20 protein-coding genes are annotated in these 18,827 nt (G+C 64.1%); 5 read left to right on the top strand and 15 right to left on the bottom strand.

What is annotated here, in order from left to right; translation table 11 throughout:
* Window positions 1-63 precede the first annotated feature (63 nt).
* Window positions 64-570 carry a cyclic nucleotide-binding domain-containing protein gene (locus N911_RS0108630; protein WP_029896247.1) on the bottom strand — a complete coding sequence of 169 codons (507 nt, stop codon included), beginning with the start codon at window positions 568-570 and terminating at the stop codon, window positions 64-66.
* 112 nt (window positions 571-682) lie between these two features.
* Here N911_RS0108630 and N911_RS0108625 point away from each other — a divergent pair, with 112 nt between their 5' ends.
* From N911_RS0108625 to N911_RS0108605, 5 genes are all read left to right on the top strand, one after another.
* Window positions 683-2,137 (top strand): sensor histidine kinase, encoded by a 1,455-nt coding sequence (locus tag N911_RS0108625; RefSeq protein ID WP_035104587.1) that lies wholly within the window; start codon window positions 683-685, stop codon window positions 2,135-2,137.
* A gap of 182 nt (window positions 2,138-2,319) precedes the next feature.
* Window positions 2,320-2,508 (top strand): ferredoxin, encoded by a 189-nt coding sequence (locus tag N911_RS0108620; protein ID WP_029896243.1) that lies wholly within the window; start codon window positions 2,320-2,322, stop codon window positions 2,506-2,508.
* 115 nt (window positions 2,509-2,623) lie between these two features.
* Window positions 2,624-3,550 (top strand): YkgJ family cysteine cluster protein, encoded by a 927-nt coding sequence (locus N911_RS0108615; RefSeq protein WP_029896241.1) that lies wholly within the window; start codon window positions 2,624-2,626, stop codon window positions 3,548-3,550.
* Complete coding sequence (locus tag N911_RS0108610) at window positions 3,547-3,897, top strand: hypothetical protein (protein ID WP_029896239.1); 351 nt, start codon at window positions 3,547-3,549, stop codon at window positions 3,895-3,897. Before N911_RS0108615 ends, N911_RS0108610 begins: the two co-directional genes overlap by 4 nt.
* Before the next feature lie 3 nt (window positions 3,898-3,900).
* Window positions 3,901-4,527 carry a tetratricopeptide repeat protein gene (locus N911_RS0108605; protein ID WP_029896238.1) on the top strand — a complete coding sequence of 209 codons (627 nt, stop codon included), beginning with the start codon at window positions 3,901-3,903 and terminating at the stop codon, window positions 4,525-4,527.
* Between the two features lie 83 nt (window positions 4,528-4,610).
* On the opposite strand, the gene N911_RS0108600 is transcribed toward N911_RS0108605, so the two are convergent.
* From N911_RS0108600 to N911_RS18625, 14 genes are all read right to left on the bottom strand, one after another.
* Window positions 4,611-5,663 carry a class I fructose-bisphosphate aldolase gene (locus N911_RS0108600; RefSeq protein WP_029896236.1) on the bottom strand — a complete coding sequence of 351 codons (1,053 nt, stop codon included), beginning with the start codon at window positions 5,661-5,663 and terminating at the stop codon, window positions 4,611-4,613.
* A 497-nt stretch (window positions 5,664-6,160) separates the two neighbouring features.
* The gene (locus N911_RS0108595) at window positions 6,161-6,727 is read right to left on the bottom strand and encodes a cysteine hydrolase family protein (RefSeq protein ID WP_029896234.1); all 567 of its coding nucleotides are present in this window, start codon (window positions 6,725-6,727) and stop codon (window positions 6,161-6,163) included.
* A 61-nt stretch (window positions 6,728-6,788) separates the two neighbouring features.
* The gene (locus tag N911_RS0108590) at window positions 6,789-8,084 is read right to left on the bottom strand and encodes an IS5 family transposase (RefSeq protein WP_237559856.1); all 1,296 of its coding nucleotides are present in this window, start codon (window positions 8,082-8,084) and stop codon (window positions 6,789-6,791) included.
* A 162-nt stretch (window positions 8,085-8,246) separates the two neighbouring features.
* A complete protein-coding gene (locus N911_RS18000; RefSeq protein ID WP_081859121.1) occupies window positions 8,247-8,906 on the bottom strand; it encodes an MT-A70 family methyltransferase in 660 nt (219 codons plus the stop codon).
* Entirely contained in the window at window positions 8,903-9,499 is a 597-nt protein-coding gene (locus tag N911_RS17995) for a BglII/BstYI family type II restriction endonuclease (RefSeq protein ID WP_081859120.1), read from the bottom strand. Before N911_RS17995 ends, N911_RS18000 begins: the two co-directional genes overlap by 4 nt.
* 312 nt (window positions 9,500-9,811) lie before the next feature.
* Window positions 9,812-10,294, bottom strand: a complete 483-nt coding sequence (locus N911_RS0108580; protein WP_029896232.1) for an ATP synthase subunit K — start codon at window positions 10,292-10,294, stop codon at window positions 9,812-9,814.
* A gap of 19 nt (window positions 10,295-10,313) precedes the next feature.
* Window positions 10,314-12,107 carry a V-type ATP synthase subunit I gene (locus N911_RS0108575; protein WP_029896230.1) on the bottom strand — a complete coding sequence of 598 codons (1,794 nt, stop codon included), beginning with the start codon at window positions 12,105-12,107 and terminating at the stop codon, window positions 10,314-10,316.
* Window positions 12,104-12,709 carry a V-type ATP synthase subunit D gene (locus N911_RS0108570; protein WP_029896228.1) on the bottom strand — a complete coding sequence of 202 codons (606 nt, stop codon included), beginning with the start codon at window positions 12,707-12,709 and terminating at the stop codon, window positions 12,104-12,106. The genes N911_RS0108575 and N911_RS0108570 overlap by 4 nt, the downstream gene beginning before the upstream one ends.
* A gap of 18 nt (window positions 12,710-12,727) precedes the next feature.
* Complete coding sequence (locus N911_RS0108565; protein WP_029896226.1) at window positions 12,728-14,077, bottom strand: V-type ATP synthase subunit B; 1,350 nt, start codon at window positions 14,075-14,077, stop codon at window positions 12,728-12,730.
* Entirely contained in the window at window positions 14,070-15,803 is a 1,734-nt protein-coding gene (locus N911_RS0108560; protein ID WP_029896224.1) for a V-type ATP synthase subunit A, read from the bottom strand. The genes N911_RS0108565 and N911_RS0108560 overlap by 8 nt, the downstream gene beginning before the upstream one ends.
* Window positions 15,800-16,339: a DUF2764 family protein gene (locus N911_RS0108555; RefSeq protein WP_029896223.1), complete on the bottom strand. Its 540-nt coding sequence runs from the start codon at window positions 16,337-16,339 to the stop codon at window positions 15,800-15,802. The genes N911_RS0108560 and N911_RS0108555 overlap by 4 nt, the downstream gene beginning before the upstream one ends.
* Entirely contained in the window at window positions 16,340-17,032 is a 693-nt protein-coding gene (locus N911_RS0108550; RefSeq protein ID WP_051694111.1) for a hypothetical protein, read from the bottom strand.
* A gap of 207 nt (window positions 17,033-17,239) precedes the next feature.
* Window positions 17,240-18,259 (bottom strand): formylglycine-generating enzyme family protein, encoded by a 1,020-nt coding sequence (locus tag N911_RS0108545; RefSeq protein ID WP_029896221.1) that lies wholly within the window; start codon window positions 18,257-18,259, stop codon window positions 17,240-17,242.
* On the bottom strand, window positions 18,256-18,750 hold the full coding sequence (locus N911_RS18625) for a hypothetical protein (protein ID WP_035104582.1): 495 nt from the start codon (window positions 18,748-18,750) through the stop codon (window positions 18,256-18,258). Before N911_RS18625 ends, N911_RS0108545 begins: the two co-directional genes overlap by 4 nt.
* Window positions 18,751-18,827: the final 77 nt, after the last annotated feature.

Below are 18,827 nucleotides of genomic sequence, written 5' to 3'. Positions count from 1 at the left end.
CATGCCATACAGGCCAGAAACGCGTAGGCGCGAGTGGCGGCGCGGGGGAAGCCCCGCGTCCGGTCATTCCGGTGGTGTTTCGCCGCGCAGCTTGGCTAGTTCGCGGCGGCAGCGGGTCAGCTCTTCGCCGGTGTCCCGCAGCCTTACGGCCAGGATTTCCGAAAAGAGCTTGTAGAGCATGGCGTGGAAGGGATGCCTGTCCTCCTCGGACAAGTGGTCCATGAAGGACGTGTCCATGGCCAGGCAGGTGGTGTGGGTGGCCGCCTCGATGGTGGCCGAGCGCGGCTGGCCGTCGATGACGCCCATCTCGCCGAAGACGTCTCCGGCCATGCGCAGCCTGGAAAGCTCCTCGCCCCCCTTGAGCACGCGCACCTCGCCGGAGATGACCACGTACATCCAGCGGTCGCTCTGGCCTTCCTCGATGATGGTCTCCCCCGGCTCGTACTTGCGGATCTTGGAGAGGGAGAGGATCTCTTTGAGGTAGCGGTTTTCGAAGTTGTGCAGCGACGGGATCTTCCGGAATTGACCGATGAGCTCGTCGCGGCCCTTGAGGTAGCTGGTTTCCTTCATCGTCCCTCCGTCCGTTCACGGGATACACCACCCCCGGGCGCGTGGCAACGCCGCTTGCCAAAGCCGTTCCGCCATTTTACGGTCATAAGGTGGAACAACCCCGGATTCCCTCATGACCGAGAAGACCGCTCCCACCGCAGACATCCTCCTCCAGGAAACCGAGGGCCCCGAAGGCATCGACCCGAGGGAGGCCAGGAAACGCGTGGAGTTCCTCTCCAGGCGCATCCATGAGAAGATAGACGATTACGAGGAGTACCAGTTCTCCAAGCAGGAGAGCAGGGCCCTGAACATCTTCTTCGATCTGGCCCAGGAGAACACGGGCAAGCATGACCTGCTGGCCCTGTCGGTGGTCGTTCCCAAGGTGTTTTTCGACAAGGACACGGACCTTTACCTGCTCAACGCTGACGGGGAGCTGGAGTGGCGCTGCTGCTCGGACGCGGGCTGTCCGGCCAGCGGCATCGCCCTGGAGCCGCCCGCCTTCTCGGCCGAGCCGCGCCTGGAGGGCAACAGCTACCTCCTGCCCATCAAGGGCAATCACGAACTGATTTCCCAACTGCCCATCAAGCCCCGGCGTGATGTCATCGGCATGCTGGTGGTGCGGCCCGCCTCGGACCTCAATGAGCACCAGCGCCTCTTCTTCGAGAAGTACGCCAACCGAATTGGCTACAGAATCCACAACAGGCTCATATCACAGAAGAACAAGGAACACCTGGAGTTCATCCGGAATCTGGTGGACGACATCGGGCACAACGTCATCGTGCCCAATATGTATTTTAAATTGTATTACAAGCGCCTCGAGAGCAAGATCAATATCCTCCGCGACATCGCCAAACAGTTTCAACGGTTCACCAGCGACTGCGGCATGGACGACCCCAAGCGGGCCGAGGTCTGCAACAGCCTCAAGCAGGAGATGGATTTCACCTTCCAGTCGCTCATGGACCAGTACCAGGAAATCCACCGCCACTACGAGCAGACCTCCCTGTTTTTGGAGACGCTACTGCGCCGCTCCCACTTCGAAAAGGGGCACTACGTGGTGGATCTCAAGCCGGTGAACCTGCACGCGCAGGTGGTGAAGCCGCAACTTGAGCGCTACCGGGGCAGGCTGGAGGACAGGGGCGTTCGCATAGAGGCCGGGCCGGGGACGGAGTCGGTGCGCGACCCCATGGTTCTGGCGGACGTGGGGCTCATCTCCCAGGTGGTGGCCAACTTCTTCTCCAACGCGGCCAAGTACACACGGCCCGCACCCCGAGGCGCGGACCGCCCCGGCGAGAGCTTCGTCATCTACGACTGGGACGAGGTGGAGCGCGTTGGCGACAGGGAAATGCCCGCGGTGCGTTTCAGCGTGCTCACCTCGGGCGAGCCCCTGGCCGACGAGGAGGCGGGCCAACTGTTCACCGACGGCTTCCGGGGGCGCAACGCCTCCCAGGAATACGGCACCGGCCACGGTCTCTCCTTCGTCCGGGAGGTGGTGGGTCTGCACCGGGGCGTGGCCGGATATGAACCCGCGCCTTCCGGCAACCTCTTTTTCTTCTATCTGCCCCAGCCGGACGAGGGAGAACCGGTCTAGGCGAACCTTCCCTTTACATCCGGGGACTTCGACCTTACTTGACACCTGCTTCGCGGCTGGGCTATTGCAGTCCGACCCTTGAAGGGGGCGAGAAACCAAGCCTGACGGGGGTTTCCGGCGAGGCGAGTGGCCGGCGGGGAGAAGCCGGCTCTGCATTCAATACACCTTTTTGGAGGGACGAAATGGGCTACAGCATCACCATCGACACCGACAAGTGCACTGGCGACGGCGAGTGCGTGGACGTCTGCCCCGTGGAAGTCTACGAGCTGCAGGACGGCAAGGCCGTCGTCATCAACGAGGAGGAGTGCCTCGGTTGCGAATCCTGCGTGGAAGTCTGCGAGCAGGACGCCATCACCATCGAGGAAGAGTAACCCTCCCGCGCCACAAGTGGCCTTCGGGGGAGCGGTGTAGGCCGCTCCCCCTTTTTCTCACGTCCAGACCCCCCCCCGGTCTGCCCAGCCCTCCAGACACGGGAGGCGAGAGCCCATGCCCATAGATTTCAGTGACATCCTGCAAGAATACCGCGAGCTGGCCGCAGAGACGGACAAGCTCTTCGAGGCCGTGGCCAAACAGTGCCCGGATGAAGTGGCCTGCGAGAAAGGCTGCTCCGACTGCTGCCACGCCATCTTCGATCTTTCTTTCGTGGAAGCCTACTTCCTGAACCAGGCTTTTCTCGAACGCTATGAGGGGACCGAGCGCGACGCCATCCTCATGCGCGCCGACGAGGCCGAGCGCCGTCAGCACAAGCTGGTGCGCAAGGCCCTCAAGGGCAAGGAGGAGGGCGCCGACTCGGAAGCCGTGCTGGAGGAGCTCGCCCGTCAACGCGTGCGCTGCCCCCTGCTCTCCGAGGAGCACGAGTGCGTCATGTACGACGTGCGCCCCATCACCTGCCGGCTCTACGGCGCGCCCATCGCCTTCGAGGGCCAGGTGCGCACCTGCGGCCGCTCCGGCTTCGAGGAGGGCAAGCCCTACCCCACGGTCAAGCTGGACCGCATCCAGGACCGGCTGGTGGACCTCTCCGCCCGCATGGTGGAACGGCTCAACACCCGCTACCCCGGCCTGGCCACCATGCACGTGCCCGCCTCCGTGGCCCTGATGAACAACTATGACGCCGAATACCTTGGCCTGAAGGAAGAAGAGCCGGAGGAGGACGCCTCCCTGGCCGACGCGCTGCCCGGCGACGGGGATGACGACATCTGGGGCGACGGCTTCGACCAGTCCTTTGGCGAGGGGCCGGCCGATCCCAACGCCTTCCAGCCCGGCCGCCGCATGGACTTCCCGGCCGAGGAGTGCGCCTCCTGCTCCACCTCCGATTGCGGAGGCTGCGACAAGGCCGGACCCGGCGGCTGCTCCGGCGAACCCACCATCATCGAATTCGGCGGCCCGGCCCGCCCGGAGGACGGCGAGGAATGAACGTCTCCCCCGAGGAGCGCGAGCGCCTCAAGCGGGCCATCTACGAAAAGATGGCCCCCCGGCGGCGCCGCTGGATCGAGAAAATAGGGTACGAGAACTGGGACCCCTTCCAGGAGCCCCAGGATCCCATCGATATCCGTAAGGACAAGAACCGCCTGACCGCCTCCCAACTGCTGGAGGCCTTCCGCCGCGCCCACCCGGACAAGGAATTCCCGGAACCGTACATGCGCGGTGCCAACGAACTGGCTCTGGGACTCATCAACGGCGACGAGCGCATCCAGGGCATGTACGAATTCGCCCGCTGGTACGCCGAAAAGATGGACCGCCCCGAGACCCCCGAGGAGTAAAACATGTCCAGCACCACCGCCAAGAACGTCGACGAATACATCGAGGAACAGAAGCAGGCGCTCAAGAACAATCCCTCCTGCGCCAACACCCTTTACAACCTGGGCACCGCCTACCTCTCCAAGCGCATGTTCCGCGAGGCCGAGGAAACCCTGCTGCAGGCCGTGGACAACGCACCCAAGCTGGTGGAAGCCTACGTGCAGTTGGGCGGCATCGCCATGAACCGCGGCGACATGGAAACCTGCCTGCGCTACAACCAGATGGCCGCCCAGGCCCGGCCCTTCTTCGCCGTGCCCCACGCCAACATCGGCTTCGTGCACATGCAGCGCGGCGAGGCGGACGAAGCCATCGCCGCCTTCAAGAAGGCGGTCAAGCTCGACCCCAAGTACGTCCAGGCCATGGCCAACCTGGGCGGCATCTACTTCATGAAGGGCATGCTGGACGCGGCCGAGAACTGGTCCAACAAGGCCCTGGCCCTGGAACCCCACTTCGGCCCCGCCTACGGCAACCTGGCCCTGGTCTGGCTGGAGCGCGGGGACAAGGAAAAGGCCGCGGAAAACGTCCGCAAGGCCGAGGAAAGCGGTTACGAGGTCCCCGAGGACCTGCGCGCCGAAGTGCAAGACCTCCTCTAGCCGCGCATCGTATTCCGCACGAAAAACGGGCGCGTCCTCCCAGGGAGGGCGCGCCCGTTTTCTTTATTCGCGCTTTGGCTGCGTCAGGCGATGGTCACATCGTCGTCCAGGAACACGTCCTGAATGGCGTGCAGCAGCTTGACGCCCTCCTCGATGGGCCGCTGGAAGGCCTTGCGGCCGGAAATCAGCCCCATGCCGCCCGCGCGCTTGTTGATCACCGCCGTGCGCACCGCCTGGGCCATGTCGCTGGCCCCGCCGGAACCGCCGCCGGAGTTGATCAGCCCGCAACGCCCCATGTAGCAGTTGGCCACCTGGTAGCGGGTCAGGTCGATGGGATGGTCCGTGGTCAGCTCGGAATACACCTTGTCATGGGTGTGGCCGAAGCCCACCGCCCGGTAGCCGCCGTTGTTGGTGGCCTGCTTCTGCTTGATGATGTCCGCGTGGATGGTGCACGCCAGATGGTTGGCCTGCCCCGTGAGGTCGGCCGAGGTGTGGTAGTCCACCCCCTCCTTCTTGAAGGCGTCGTTGCGGGTGTAGGCCCACAGAATCGTGGCCATGCCCAGCTCGTGCGCTTCCTCAAAGGCCTGGGCCACCTCCTGCAGCTCCCGGTTGGAGTTGGGATGGCCGAAGTAAATGGTCGCGCCCACGGCCACGCAGCCCATGTCCCAGGCTTGCCGCACGCTGGCGAAGGGAATCTGGTCCCGCTTGGCCGGGTAGGTCAGCATCTCGTTGTGGTTGATCTTCAGGATGAAGGGAATCCGGTGGGCGTACTTCCTCGCCACCGTGCCCAGCACGCCCAGCGTGGAAGCCACCGCGTTGCAGCCGCCCTCCAGGGCCAGCTTGACGATGGTCTCGGGATCGAAAAAGGCCGGATTCGGCGCGAACGACGAGGCGGCGGAGTGCTCGATGCCCTGGTCCACTGGCAAAATCGACAAATACCCCGTGTCAGCCAACCGGCCGTGCCCGAACAAAGTCTGCAGAGACCGCAGCACGCGCGGCGACCTGTCCGAATGATACCAGACCCGTTCGATGAAATCCGGGCCAGGCAAATGCATGTCATTCTTGGGAAACGTGTTGCACTTGTGCTCCAGCAGCGACTTGGCCCCGTCTCCAAGCAAACCGGCAATATCAGTCATGGCCACCTCCAAGGTTGTACGACTCACTCCCAACATTACCGCGAACAAACCAATATGAAAACAGGCCGGGCGAAAGAATCATGCTGGAAGAGGGATGAGCGAAGGAGGGGAGAGGGAGAGGGAGAGGGGAAATGGATGGTGGCTGGCGGGGGCAGTATATCTCCCTCTCCCGAGCCCCTCTCCCTCCTTTTCCAAAACTCCTTACCGCTCGCTTCGCTCGGGGGCGTGGTACAGGCAGGTGGGAGCCGGGGGACCACAGCCCAATTCAGGGTTCAACGCATCTGAAGCCAGACGGCCATGGCTGGTTATTATCGGGTGGACGCGTTCCACAATCGCCGGTTCGCCGGAGTACTCCCGCGTATGTTCCCCTGACGCGCACCAACCCGCGAATACACATGCAAAGTTACTTTGCTGCGGGTCCAGGGCCGCGCAGGCCCTGGTCGCCGAAGGCGAAACGCGTTCCTGCCCTGGTCGCCCGCAGGGCGAAATCTTCCCCGCTACCCTTTCACGAATTCATCCAACGGCGGTGTGTCCACGCCGATGGCACGCATGTCGCGGAGGTTGTCCTGGGTTATTTGGGCAGTGTCCGCGGCGGTGGCGTCGCTGATGACGGTGGTGCGGTAGCCGAGGCCCACGGCGTCGAACACAGTGGCGCGGACGCAGTTGGCGGTGTTCACACCGGTGACGGCCAGGCCGGTGATGGAGCGGTTGCGGAGAATGAGGTCCAACTCGGTGTGGAAGAAGGCGGAGAAGCTGGGCTTGGTGATGACGGTCTCGCCGGGCAGGGGCAGCAGCTCGTCCACAATGCGCGCGCCCTCGGAACCTTCCAGGCAGCATTGTCGCTCGCCGGAGAGGAACCCACCGCGGCGGGTGTACTCCACGTTGGAACCGTCCGCGCGGTAGGAGCGGGTGACGTACACTACGGGCCATCCCCGCCCCCGGAACACCGCAAGGGCCCGCGAAATCCCGTCCACGGCCACCCCAGCCTCCCCCACCGCGCACGGCGCGCCGGGAACGACGAAATCACGCTGCATGTCGATGATGAGAAGGGCGGTGTGTCGCATGTGGCTGATCCTCATGCCCGCAGCTAATTAGTCGGTCCTGAAAAAGGCCTTTCAGATTGAATCAGGCGTACTTTAGTCTGCCCCGACTCCAGGTTCCGAAGCAGAGCCAAGGGGCGAAAAGAGACAAAAAGTGCTTCAGTCCCCGCATCCACTTCTTGAAGTTGAACGCGGCTGCGGCCATCAGCAGGTTGATCGCATCACCGAGGGCCCCTTTCAGGAAGTTTTTGGCCATGCGGAAGTCGTGTTTGAGATGTCCGATCACCGGCTCGATGCCAGCGCGTCTGCGAAAACGTTGCCTGGCCTTTCGTCTCTGGTAGGGCGTGTCGCTTTTCTTCGGCCGGCCCGGAATCAGAATGCTCGTGTCACCGACTTTTTTGCGCCCCCTGTAACCCCGGTCACAGATGGCCGCCTCGGGGCAGGATTCCGTGATTTGCGAAACTTGCTCCAGAACATCCGGCAGGGTGTGACCGTCGAAAACGTTCTCCTTGAAGGACATGGCTCCTACGATCACACCGGTGGTCTTGGTCCAGGCGATGGAGGCCTTGCGTCCGAACTCGTACTTTTTGTGCTCTTTGCCCTTGCCGATGCAAAGCACGTCCGGTTCGTGCAGGCTGTAGATCTTGTTCTTGTCGGTACGTTTCTGGTCATGGACCCGGCGGAAGAGCTGCATAGCTTCCCTGTGCCTGGCCAACGAATCCCTGGGCAGTTTGCGCTCAAGTTCGCGGATCAGGACGCCAGCCATGGTCCGAATGCGTTTGATGATCTTGCGACTCTTGAATCGCTGGCGCAGGAGGCCTGGCAATTCACGGCGGAAACTGCGGCGCAAGCTGATTCCTTCGAACTCGGCGATGGCCCTGCATCGCTTGATGACCTTGGTCAGAAGCTTCACGTCAGTGGGGAAGGTGATGTTCTTCTCCTGGACCGTGGTGTCCACGGCGATCTCCCGCTCCATGGCGTCGTCGCCGTGCAGACCCACCGAGACCTCGAAGATCAAACGCGCCCCACCCTCGCCGATGCGTTTGCGGAAATAAACCAAGTCCGTGGGGTCACAAGGAAGCCTCCACCGGAAATGCGTCTCACCGCAGAAGGCCTGATAGTAGGGGTTCCGGACCCAAGCCTCAATGACACGCTCGTCGCTCAGATTTTCAAGCTGCTTGAGGATCATGAGCCCGACCATGAGTCTGATGGGCTTTGCTGGACGACCATACTCACTATAGAGGCTAGAAAACTCCTGCTCGAACCTTTCCCAGGGGATGTTCGCTGCAAGCTTGAGCAGCGGGTCCTTGGGATTGAGCTGATCGATGAGGTCCTCGTAGAGGAAATTGCCCTGATCGCTTTTGGCTGGCTTGGCCTTCATCATCACTCCCGAACCGGTGACGGCGCGACCGGTTTCTTGCAGAATCACTACAGTTCCTGGTCGAGAATGATACATTGAATGCTACACTTTGTTAATTCTTTTCAGTGTCATAGATGTTTTTCAGGGCCGACTAATTAGGTAGTGATAGGCGAAGATGGGAAATTAACCAGCTAGAGCGGGACTTCCCTGGCTGTGGGATTCCTCATCACTTGTAGAGTTGAAAGGATAAGTAGGCCAGTCAGGTTTATAATCTTCTGCTTGGTCCCCCCAACAAGCCCAGCCAGACCGGGGGCCCCTTGCGAAGAGTTCCAAGAAAGGTCCTCTGCTACACGACTCAATGAGTTCGTACTGCTCGTCAGGTTTACGAGAATGTTCTCTTTTGCGAGAAGCGATAAGATTGACTTGACTTCTTGCAGGGTCAAGAGTGCGAGCGTTTTTGCCCCGAACCCCAAAAAGGATCATTTCTGTTACATTGCGATAATAAAAGCCTACTCCACGCCCGTCAGGGCCTCCATCTTTACGGATTTTGTACCAAATAATATTTGTTTTATACTCGAAGCCCCATGCTCTGAGCACTTCAATTCCTTCTGGCAAGAGAGCATTTGGCACCCACAGATATAAATGCGCGGGCTCTGAAACTATAGATTGCACAGGTAAGTCTTTAATATCTTTTAAACCCAATGTTGGATATCGAGATAAACGTTTGTGTTCTGGGGCCATTTTCCCCGTTCTATTTGTGAATTGCCAAGGGGGATCGGCTAATACAGTATGGAAATATCTGTTACCTGTGAATTCAAGTAAAGCTTGATTGATGTCGTTCATTCTGCTTCCTCGATAAGCTGAGGTGTGAGTCCGAAAACAAGAACAGGACATCCTCCACTCCGACCTGCTTGGAGGCGAGGAAGCAATTTTGACATATGAGTGGTGCTTGCACCATATTTTTTCATTATGCCTAATTCTCGAAACCACGGGTTTAGCTTGTCACTACGAGTAATCAAGACAGCGGCACTTATTCGCCCATACTCATGAAATGCCCTGAAAGCATATAAGTCTCGGTCAAATTTTTGATCCTTGGAATTCCATTCCATATCACAGGCGACGCGCCCTTTTAGATGATCAACTTTGTGGGTGTCATGTTGAACGGAGACACCATCAACTACGAGTTGCGCTATGAGCTTGTCTTCTTTCCATCCATTATGTGTTTCTAAGAGCGAAGCGAACCTTTTAGGAATTTGGCTCTTGCTTCCACCGCTTTGCAAAACATCATTAGGCTTGATCCTGAATTGAATGAGAGCGGAGCATAACTCTTCATACTCATCACGAAGGTCGCAAGCTAACAATGCTGCAGCGTGACGATATTCATGTACTTCATATAGTGCTTGGATATCTTCGGGGACGAAGTCTTGAATTGTCATAATTTCAGCTTGTTATGGATTGCGAAAAGGTTGCCGATTCGTTTCGGTAAATTGTAGCTAGACATTATAGACCAAGTCAACCTGAGCAAAAGATGTGGAAAAATTCCTTGCGGGATATCTGCCACCTGAGCACATTCGCCGAAGTACTCCCGTCGCAGTCACCCACCCGCGCGCCATCCCGCGAAACCACATGCAAAGCTACTTTGCCGCAGGGTCCAGGGGGCGCGCAGCCCCCTGGTCGCCGAAGGCAAAATCTTCAGCTTTGGTGCCGGGTACCACCCGGCATCAAAGCGCCGAGATTTGTCTCGCCGCCTACAGCGCGGCCTGGATGAAGACCATGACGAAGAGGGCGACGGTTTCCACGACGCCGAGGGTCATGAGGTAGTTGCCGAAGCCCTGGCCTGTTTCGCCCAGGGCGTCGGAGGCGGCGGCCCCGGCTTTGCCCTGGAAGGCTGAGGAGGCACCCATGGCCAGGCCGCCCACGATGCCGGCCATGAGCATGGCGGGCCAGTTGATGAAGGCGGCTTCCCCGGCCTGGGAGGCGGCCACGGCCTGATCGACCATGCCGTTCATGACGTTCATGAGGATCATGCCGTAGATGGTCTGGGAGAGGGGCGCGCCGATGAAGGCGATGAGGATGAAGGGCGCGGCCTTGGACTGGAGGTAGGCTTTTTTCCAGGCTCCGATGGCGGCCATGCCCGCGGTGCCGATGCCGATGGCCGAGCCGAGGGCGGCGAAGCCCAGTGCGGCGGCTGCTCCGGCCTTGCCCAGCGCGGCGCTCATGAGGATGTCCATGTCCGTCTCCTTTGTTGGCTCAATCGGTTGTCTTGTTGTGTTCGCGGAAGGGGTCGAATTTGCGTCCCTTCCATTGCAGGCCCAGGTGGTTGGCGAATTCCAGGGTGTTGAGGCGCACGCCGTGGACCAGCACGCCCATCATGGCCAGCAGGATGTTGAGGCTGTGGCCCAGGAAGAGGATGAGGGCGGCCAGCAGGGCCCCGAGGGGGCCGGAGACGCCGTCGCCCACGGCCATGTTGTTGAAGGCGGCGGCCACGGCCAGGGTGGCCGCGCCCACGGCGAAGAGGCGCACGTAGGAGACCACGTCCACGAAGTTGCCGATGAGGTTGAGGGGGAACATGACGTGGTTGAACCACTCGCTTTTCAGGCGCGAGGGCGGGGTCATGAAGACGACGATGAGGGCCACGCCGGCTGCCAGGACCCAGAGCATGGCCTGGGGGAAGGGTTCGAGCAGGACCATGGCCCGGGCGGCGAAGAACATGGCCCAGGTGGTGGCGATCCAGCCCAGCTGGGCCAGGAACCGCAGATCCGGGAAGAAGCGGACCAGGTTCCAGAGGTGGGCCAGGGTGAGGTGGACCGCGCCGATGATGAAGCACAGCAGCATGACGTTGTGGTCCGAGCCGGGTCCGGTGAGCCAGTCGACGCGCAGGGAGCGCAGGGGGCCGGGCAGGGCGGTGAGGCCGAAGTAGGTGCCGGTGAGCGCGCCCCAGACAATGGTGGCGCAGCTCATGACGGTGAGCAGGGAGAAGACGCGGGAGGGCACCTTGTGTCCGGCCAGCTTGCGGCCCAGGAAGGTGAGGCCCAGAAAGAGCGTGCCGTAGCCCGCGTCGCCAACCAGCATGGCGAAGAACAGGGAGAGGAAGAGCAGGAAGGCGGCGGAGAAGTCGATTTCCCGGTAGCCGGGGACCACGCCGATCATGTCCATGACCGCCTGGATGGGCCGCACCCAGCGGGGATTGCGGATGAGGGTGGGCGGTTCCTCGTCGGCCGGGGGATCGGAGAGTTCCAGGCCGAAGCCATGTTCGGCCGCGGCCGCGCGCAGTTCGCCCTCGCGCTCAACGGGAATCCATCCGGAGATGGCCGCCAGGCCGCCCGCCTCGTCGAAGCGGTCCATGGACTCGCGCATGCGCAGGTAGTGCAGGTGGGAGGCGGCCTCGTCGCGCAGCGCGGCCACCACGGGCCGGTCTCCGGCGTGCTCACGAAGGTGGGTGTCGATGCGCGCCAACTCCTCGTCGGTATCCGCCATGAGGCGGTCGATGGCGGAGAGGGACAGCTCGGGCATGGGCACGGACACGGCGTCCGGGGTCTCGTGTTCTCCGGGTTCGCGGCGGCCCACCAGGGCGTAGTCCGTGCCGTCGGAATCCTGGGTGAGCAGGCGCAGGATGAGGCCCTCGTCCGGCTTGGGCGGGAGCTTTTTGGGCGGACCGTGGAAGAAGCGGACCACAACGCCCTTGGATTCAAGTTCCCGGGCCAGGCCGGGGTCGAAGTCGCCCAGCCGCTCCGCCCTGCGACGTTCGGCGGCCAGGCCGGCGCGCTCCTCAAGGAGGTGTTCGCGGCGGTTGACCAGGGTCCAGACACGCTCCACCACGGTGCGGGCGTCTTGTCCCGAGGGCCGGGCGCTGGAGGAAAGGGGCATGGCCCGCAAAGCCCCTTCCACGTGGGCCAGCCAGGAGGAGGCCCCTTCCAGGCCGTCGCCGTGGGGCTCGCGTGACGGCTCCAGGTGCACCGCGCCAAGGCGGCGCAGGCCCACCATGACCTCGTCGCGGTCGTCCCGGCGGCACAGGAGCAGGAGCTTGCGCATGGGCACGATCACGAGGCGGTCTCCCTTTCGCGCATTTTGGCCTTGGCGATCTTGGAGCGGGCAACGGCCGCGGTCTGCTCGTCGCCCAGGAAGATGTTGATGCGCCGGATGTTTTCCAGGCACTCGGGAATCTTGACCTTCTCGAAAAGGTTCACCCGCTGGGTGGTGGTGGTCAACTCCTCGTTCAGCAACTCGTACTGCCGCTCAAGGGTCATGCGCTCCAGGCGCAGGGTGATGAGGTGGCGCAGGGTGCGCACGCCTTCGTCCACCCAGGCCGGGGTTTCTCGGTAGTCGGGGTGGGCTTCGGGGAAGCGGACCTCTTTGAGGAGGGGGATGCGCACGCCCACGATGTTGCCACGGCCGGTTTCCACCCGCTCCGGCCGGACGAAGGGGGTGAAGTCGAAATCCTCGGAGAAGAGACGTACCCAGGAGTCCATGCGCTCCAGCGCGCCTCGCTCCTCCTTCTCCTTTTCTTCCATGATGCGGCGGAGGTTGCGCACCTCGTTCTGCAACGACTGCTTCTTGAGCTGCAGCGTGGGCAGGAACCGGCGGTAGCGAGCCAGGGCGTCGCGCTGGTTCTTCAGTTCGTTCTTGGTGAACTTGATCTTGGCCATGGGGACGCCTCCGTGGGGCTAGGCCCCCTCCTCCGCCGTCTCCGCCGGTTCCTCATCCCGCGTGGCGGCCTCGCGTTCGCGCGGCCAGTATTCCTCGATGAGGGAGGAGGGGATGCCGGTCTCCTCGGGCAGGAAGCAGTCGCCAAGGATTTTCCAACCCAGATCCAGGGCGCGCTCCAGGGGAAGATTCACCGAGAGGTCCATCATCTCGTCCTCGAAACGGCGGCCGTACTTGAGCAGCTTGCGGTCCCAGTCCGTGGTGCGGAAGCCCATGGACTGCTTCTCCAGCGCTTCCTTGTAGGAGGCGTAGAGCTGGATCATGACGTTCATGATGGTGCGGTGGTCGGAGCGGGTGTCCGCGTTGACCTGCTGCTTGAGGCGCGACAGCGAGCCGAAGGGCTCGATGCGGCCGCCGCGCAGGTAGAACTGCCCTTCGGTGATGTAGCCGGTGTTGTCCGGCACCGGATGGGTGACGTCGTCGCCGGGCATGGTGGTGACCGCCAGGATGGTGATGGAGCCCGCGCCCTCGAAGTCCACGGCCTTCTCGTAGCGGGAGGCCAGCTGGGAGTAGAGGTCGCCGGGGTAGCCCCGGTTGGAGGGGATCTGCTCCATGGTGATGGCGATCTCCTTCATGGCGTCGGCGTAGTTGGTCATGTCCGTGAGCAGGGCCAGCACCCGCTTGCCCTCCAGGGCGAACTTTTCGGCCACGGCCAGGGATATGTCCGGCACCAGCAGGGCCTCCACCGTGGGTTCGGCCGCGGTGTGCACGTACATCACCGAGCGGGACAGCGCTCCGTGCTCCTCCAGGTGGTCGCGGAAGAAGAGGTAGTCGTCGTGCTTTAGCCCCATGCCGCCCAGGATGATGACGTCCACCTCGGCCTGCAGGGCGATGCGGGCCAGGAGCTGGTTGTACGGCTCGCCCGCCACCGAGAAGATGGGCAGCTTCTGCGATTCCACCAGGGTGTTGAAGATGTCGATCATGGGGATGCCGGTGCGCACCATGTTGCGGGGGATGACGCGCCGCACCGGATTGACCGACGGACCGCCGATAGGGGTGGGGTTCTCGCGGATTTCCGGGCCCCGGTCGCGGGGGCGCCCCGCGCCGTCGAACACCCGGCCCAGCAGGTTGTGGGAGAAGGCGGTGCGCATGCCCTCGCCCAGGAACTGCACCTTGGAGTCGGTGGCCACGCCGCGCGACCCGGCGAATATCTGCAGGTAGACGCGGTCGCCCTCCAGCCGGATGACCTGGGCCAGGGAGGTGCCCCGGGTGGATGTCACCCTGGCCAGCTCGTTGTAGGCCACGTTGGTGGCCTCCACGATGACCACGTTGCCGGCGATCTGCTCAATGCGGTGATAGACCCTACGCATAGCTGGCCACCTCCGCGACCATGTCCTCCACTTTTCGCTCCAGGTCCTTGAAGTCGTCCGACTCGAAGGGGGCGCGGTTCCAGTCGCGGGTGGCCTGGGTCAGCCGCTGGAAGAAGGCCCGCGCCTCGTTCTTGTCGGAGAACTCCATGTCCGTGGTCAGGATGGAGTGCAGGCGGTCGAAGACGTAGCGCTGCCGTTCGGCGGGGGAGGCGCCGTCCACCTCGTGATAGGCGTCCTGCTGCAGGTAGACCGCGTCCAGGTACTCGCCCTTGAGGTGGATGAGGAAATCCTCCATGGAGGTGCCCTCCTCGCCGACCACCTTCATCATCTGGCCCACCTCGTTGGACTGGCGCAGAAAGCGGTCGCCGGTGGCCACCTTGTCCGGGTCCACCACCGGGGCGTACTTGGACCAGCTGTCCAGGGGATCCAGGGCGGGGTAGCGGCGGGCGTCGGAGCGGGCGCGGGAGAGGCCGTGGAAGGCCCCCACCACCTTCAGGGTGGCCTGGGTGACCGGCTCCTCGAAGTTGCCGCCCGCGGGCGACACCGTGCCGCCGATGGTCACCGAGCCCAGCGAGCCGTCGCGTAGCCGGACCACGCCGCCGCGCTCGTAGAAGGAGGCGATGACCGACTCCAGGTAGGCGGGGAAGGCCTCTTCGCCGGGGATTTCCTCCAGCCGTCCGCTCATCTCGCGCAGGGCCTGGGCCCAGCGGGAGGTGGAGTCGGCCAGCAGCAGGACGTTGAGCCCCATCTGCCGGTAGTACTCGGCGATGGTCACGGCGGTGTACACGCTGGCCTCGCGCGCGGCCACGGGCATGGAGGAGGTGTTGCAGATGATGAGGGTGCGCTCCATGAGGCTCTTGCCGGTGCGCGGGTCGGTCAGCTCGGGGAACTCGCGGATGGTCTCCACCACCTCGCCAGCGCGCTCGCCGCAGGCGGCGATGATGACCACGTCCACCTCGGCGTGGCGGGAGGTGATCTGCTGCAACACGGTCTTGCCCGCGCCGAAGGGGCCGGGGGTGCAGTACACCCCGCCCCGGGCCACCGGGCAGAAAGTGTCGATGATGCGCACCTTGGTCACCAGCGGCTCGGTGGGCCGCAGCCGCTCGGCGTAGGCGCGGATGGGAATCTTGATGGGCCACATCCGCAGCATTTTGGCCTGGTGCTCCCGGCCCTTCTCGTCGCGCAGGGTGGCGATGGGCTCGGTGATGGCGTAGTCGCCCGCTTCGGCCAACCACTCCACGGCCAGCTTGCCAGGCAGGTCGAAGGGCACCATGATCTTGTGCTCGAACATGCCCTCGGGCACCCAGCCCAGGAAATCCCCTGCGCGGAGCTCGCTTCCTTCCCGGGCCGTGGGGGTGAAGGGCCACTTGGCTTCGGTGTCCAGGGCGTTCAGGTACAGACCGCGCCGCAGGAAAAAGCCGGATTCCTCGGCCAGCCGGGGCAGGGGATTCTGCAGGCCGTCGAATACCTGGGACAAAAGGCCCGGGCCCAGCTCCACGGAGAGCAGCTCGTTGGTGAACTCCACGCGGTCGCCCACCCGCAGCCCCTTGGTGTCCTCGAACACCTGCAGGTCGGCGTAGCGGCCTCGCACGCGGATGACCTCGGACTTGAGCCGTTCCTCGCCCACTTGGGCGAAGGCCACCTCGTTCTGGATGACGGGATGCTCGAAGGCCACGGTCAGCATGTTGCCGTTGACTCCGACCAGCCGGCCCGCGTTCTCGCTCATGGGGATATCCTCACTTCTTCGGCGGCCGCGTCGATGACGGCTTCCACCGTCTCGCGGCCCCGCTGCCCGTCCAGGGCGTGCCAGCGCAGCAAAATGGAAAGCTTGGCGGCGAAGGCCAGCACGGCCCGGAACTCGAAGTCCCGGTTGACGGTCATTTCGTCCAGAAGCCGCCAGCGCAGCCGGTCCAGCTCCTCCTCGGCGCGCAGGGGGGTGTCCTGGTCAAAGGCGGCCTCGGCCCTGCGCGCCACCAGGGAACTGGAGCCCCTGGCCAGCTGGGGGCAATCCTCGTCCAGGGCGCAGGCGCGGCGCACCCGGGCGCGGGACACGGCGTCGAGAACCTGCTCCCGGGCGTCGAACCATTCGTCCACGAAGGGGTCGCCGCCGCCGGGTTCCCCGCGCAGCACCAGGGAGAGGTCGCGCTCTTGGGATTCGGTCAACTGGCCGCCAAGGCGGAACCGGAAGGTCCCCAGGCCGAAGGGCGGAGGCTGGCCGAAAACCAGGTGCGGCAGGGAGGCGGCCAGGTAGTAGAGCGCCATCTAGCCCTCGTCCCCCCCGCGTTCCTCCTGGTCCTCCTGAGGGGGGCATTCCACTACCTTGCAGGCCTCCTCGGCGCGCTGCCGTGCCTGGGCGGCGTGGGAAACGATCTCGGCCAGATGCGGGCGCAGGAAGGCTGACAGCGCCTCGGCCACGGCCTCGTCGGTGAAGTCCAGGTAGACCGAGTCGTTCTTGAAGGAGACGCGGAAGCCCTTGAGGATGTCCTGGTCTGTGTGCAGCTCGATGCCCTGGCGCATCTTGTCGCGGTACATGTCCGCGAAAAAGGAGATCAGCTCTTTCTCCTCCTCGGGGCTGACCAGCACGGCGATGTCCTGCCCCTGGCCCAGGGCGCAGCGCTCGGTGAGGTTGCGCAGCATGTCGCGCACGGTGTCGTCGTCCATGGCCCTGGTCACGGCCTCGGCCACAAGGCCGTCCATGATGTGCTCCACCCCGCGTCCCACGGAGATGAGCAGGTCGCGGGCGGCCTGCTCCAGGGTCCGGCGGGAGCGCTCTTCGAAGATTTTGGATTCCTCCTCGGCGCGTTCCTTGATGTCGCGGGCCTTGTCCTCGGCCTCACGGACGATGCGGGCGGCCTTCTTGCGGGCCCCGGCCACGATCTCCTCGGCCTCGGCCTCGGCCTTGGCCACGCCCTCGGCGTGGATGCGCTCGATGAGGTGCTGCAGGTCCTGGCTCATATCGTTCCCCCTGGCGGGTTTTCCAGCTTGGCGCGCCGTTCCGGTCGGCCATAGGCCTCCGTGGAAGCCGGTCCGGCGAAAGACCACGGAAGTCGGGCATTCGGGACTGGTGATACCACGAGGCCAGTGGCCTGTGAAAGGGGGTGGCCCAATTTATCACCTCCCGGGCGGAGTGCGGCGGGGGTGGAGGCGGTCGGGAGGCGGGGACTACGGAGCGGCCACCAGGCGGAAGCCGGTGGTGGCGCCGCCCCGGCCGGGGGCGCGGTCGTAGCGGTTGAAACAGCGGGCGTTGCGCACGTAGGAGCCGTCCCGCCCGCCGCGCAGCACGCCGTTCAGGTCCGGGTCGGTCTGGTCCGGCTTGGGGTAGGAAACGTAGGCCCCGGCGGTCCACTCCCAGACCCCGCCGGACATGCCCTCCACCCCGAGCAGGTTGGCTCGGGAGGGGGTGCGCCATTGCGCGTCCAGCCCGTCCTGGGGGCGGCCGGTGGGGGTGCCGTAACCGAAGCGGCGGCCGCCGGAGCGGCAGGCGTACTCCCACTGCGCCTCGGTGGGCAGGGTGTAGGTGCGGCCGCTCTCCTGCGACAGCCAGGCCGCGTAGGCCATGGCAACCACCCGGGAGACGCCGGTGGCCGGGGCCTCCGGGTCGCGCAGCACCACCCAGTCGCCGTCGCGGATGGCCAGTCCGGGATAGTCGCCCGCAGTGCGTCCGGTCTGGTTGAGAAAGGGGGCGAACTGCGCCCGGGTCACGGGCGTGACCGAGAGCAGGAAATCGTCGGGGCAGACTGGATGGACCGGTTTTTCGTCCTGCTCGCAGTAGGGGAACCAGGGGCCGCAGCCCATCTCGAAGCAGTCCCCCTGCACGCGCACGAAGCGCATGCCCGCCACGGGCTCACGAAGCAGGTCCGGGGCCCGCAGCTCCCCGCTTAGGGGGCCGGACAGCCCCTCGGGGAAGTCCCGCAGAACATTCCAGACGATGCGCTTGTCCGGTCCGGGGGAAATCTCGCCCAGGTCGCCTTCCAGATGGAGCTCCGCCGGGTCCAGCAGAGTCTGGCCAAGGCGCAGCAGCAGGCCCACGCGGACCTGTTCCGCTTCGCTGGACACGCCGAAGTCGAACATCACCCGGTCGTCCTCCTGGCGGGCGGAGAAATCGGTCACAAGCCCCGCCCGGGCGGCGGACGGCAGGAGCAGAAGCAGCAGGCAGATACAGGCGGCGGCGCGCGCGGTCATCCCGTGTCCTCCGGAACCACGTTGAGGTGGAGGCGGAAGAGGCGCACCCGGCCGGCGTCCGGGTCCTCAGGCGAAGGAGCGGCTTCGGCGGCGGGCTCCTCGGGAGCGGGCGGAGCGGGTTCCGGCTCGGGCGCGGGTTTGGGCATGGGCTTGTCCGGATCGGCTCCCGGCGGGGCGGCCAGTTGTTCGGGCGCGGGATCCGGGGCTGCGGCCAGCGGCCGATCGGCCTCGGCGGGCCGGTCATCGGACTGGCCCACGCCCAGCGGACCCAGGGCCAGAAAGGCGCCGCCCCCGGCCACCAGCAACAGGACCAGCAGCGCCAAGGCCGGTTTGAGCCACGGCTTGGGCTGCAGGTAGCGGCGCAGGCAGGCCCGGCAGCGGAAGGGCCGGTAGGGCAGACCACGGCCGAGGATGCGCTCCAGGGCGCGTCGTCGGGAGGGCCAGAACTCCCTGCTGCCGCAGTGGGGACATCTGGTGCCGTTGGCGTTCATAGTCGTTCCGTCGGGAGCTTGGCCGTGTTGGTTACGCGATTTCCAAGATTTTTACCAGTCTTGCGCACCAAGCAGCG

The sequence above is a fragment of the Desulfohalovibrio reitneri genome (assembly GCF_000711295.1).
Taxonomy (GTDB): domain Bacteria; phylum Desulfobacterota; class Desulfovibrionia; order Desulfovibrionales; family Desulfovibrionaceae; genus Desulfohalovibrio; species Desulfohalovibrio reitneri.
Note: the sequence above shows the minus strand (reverse complement) of the source record. Positions and strands in the feature narration are given on the sequence as shown.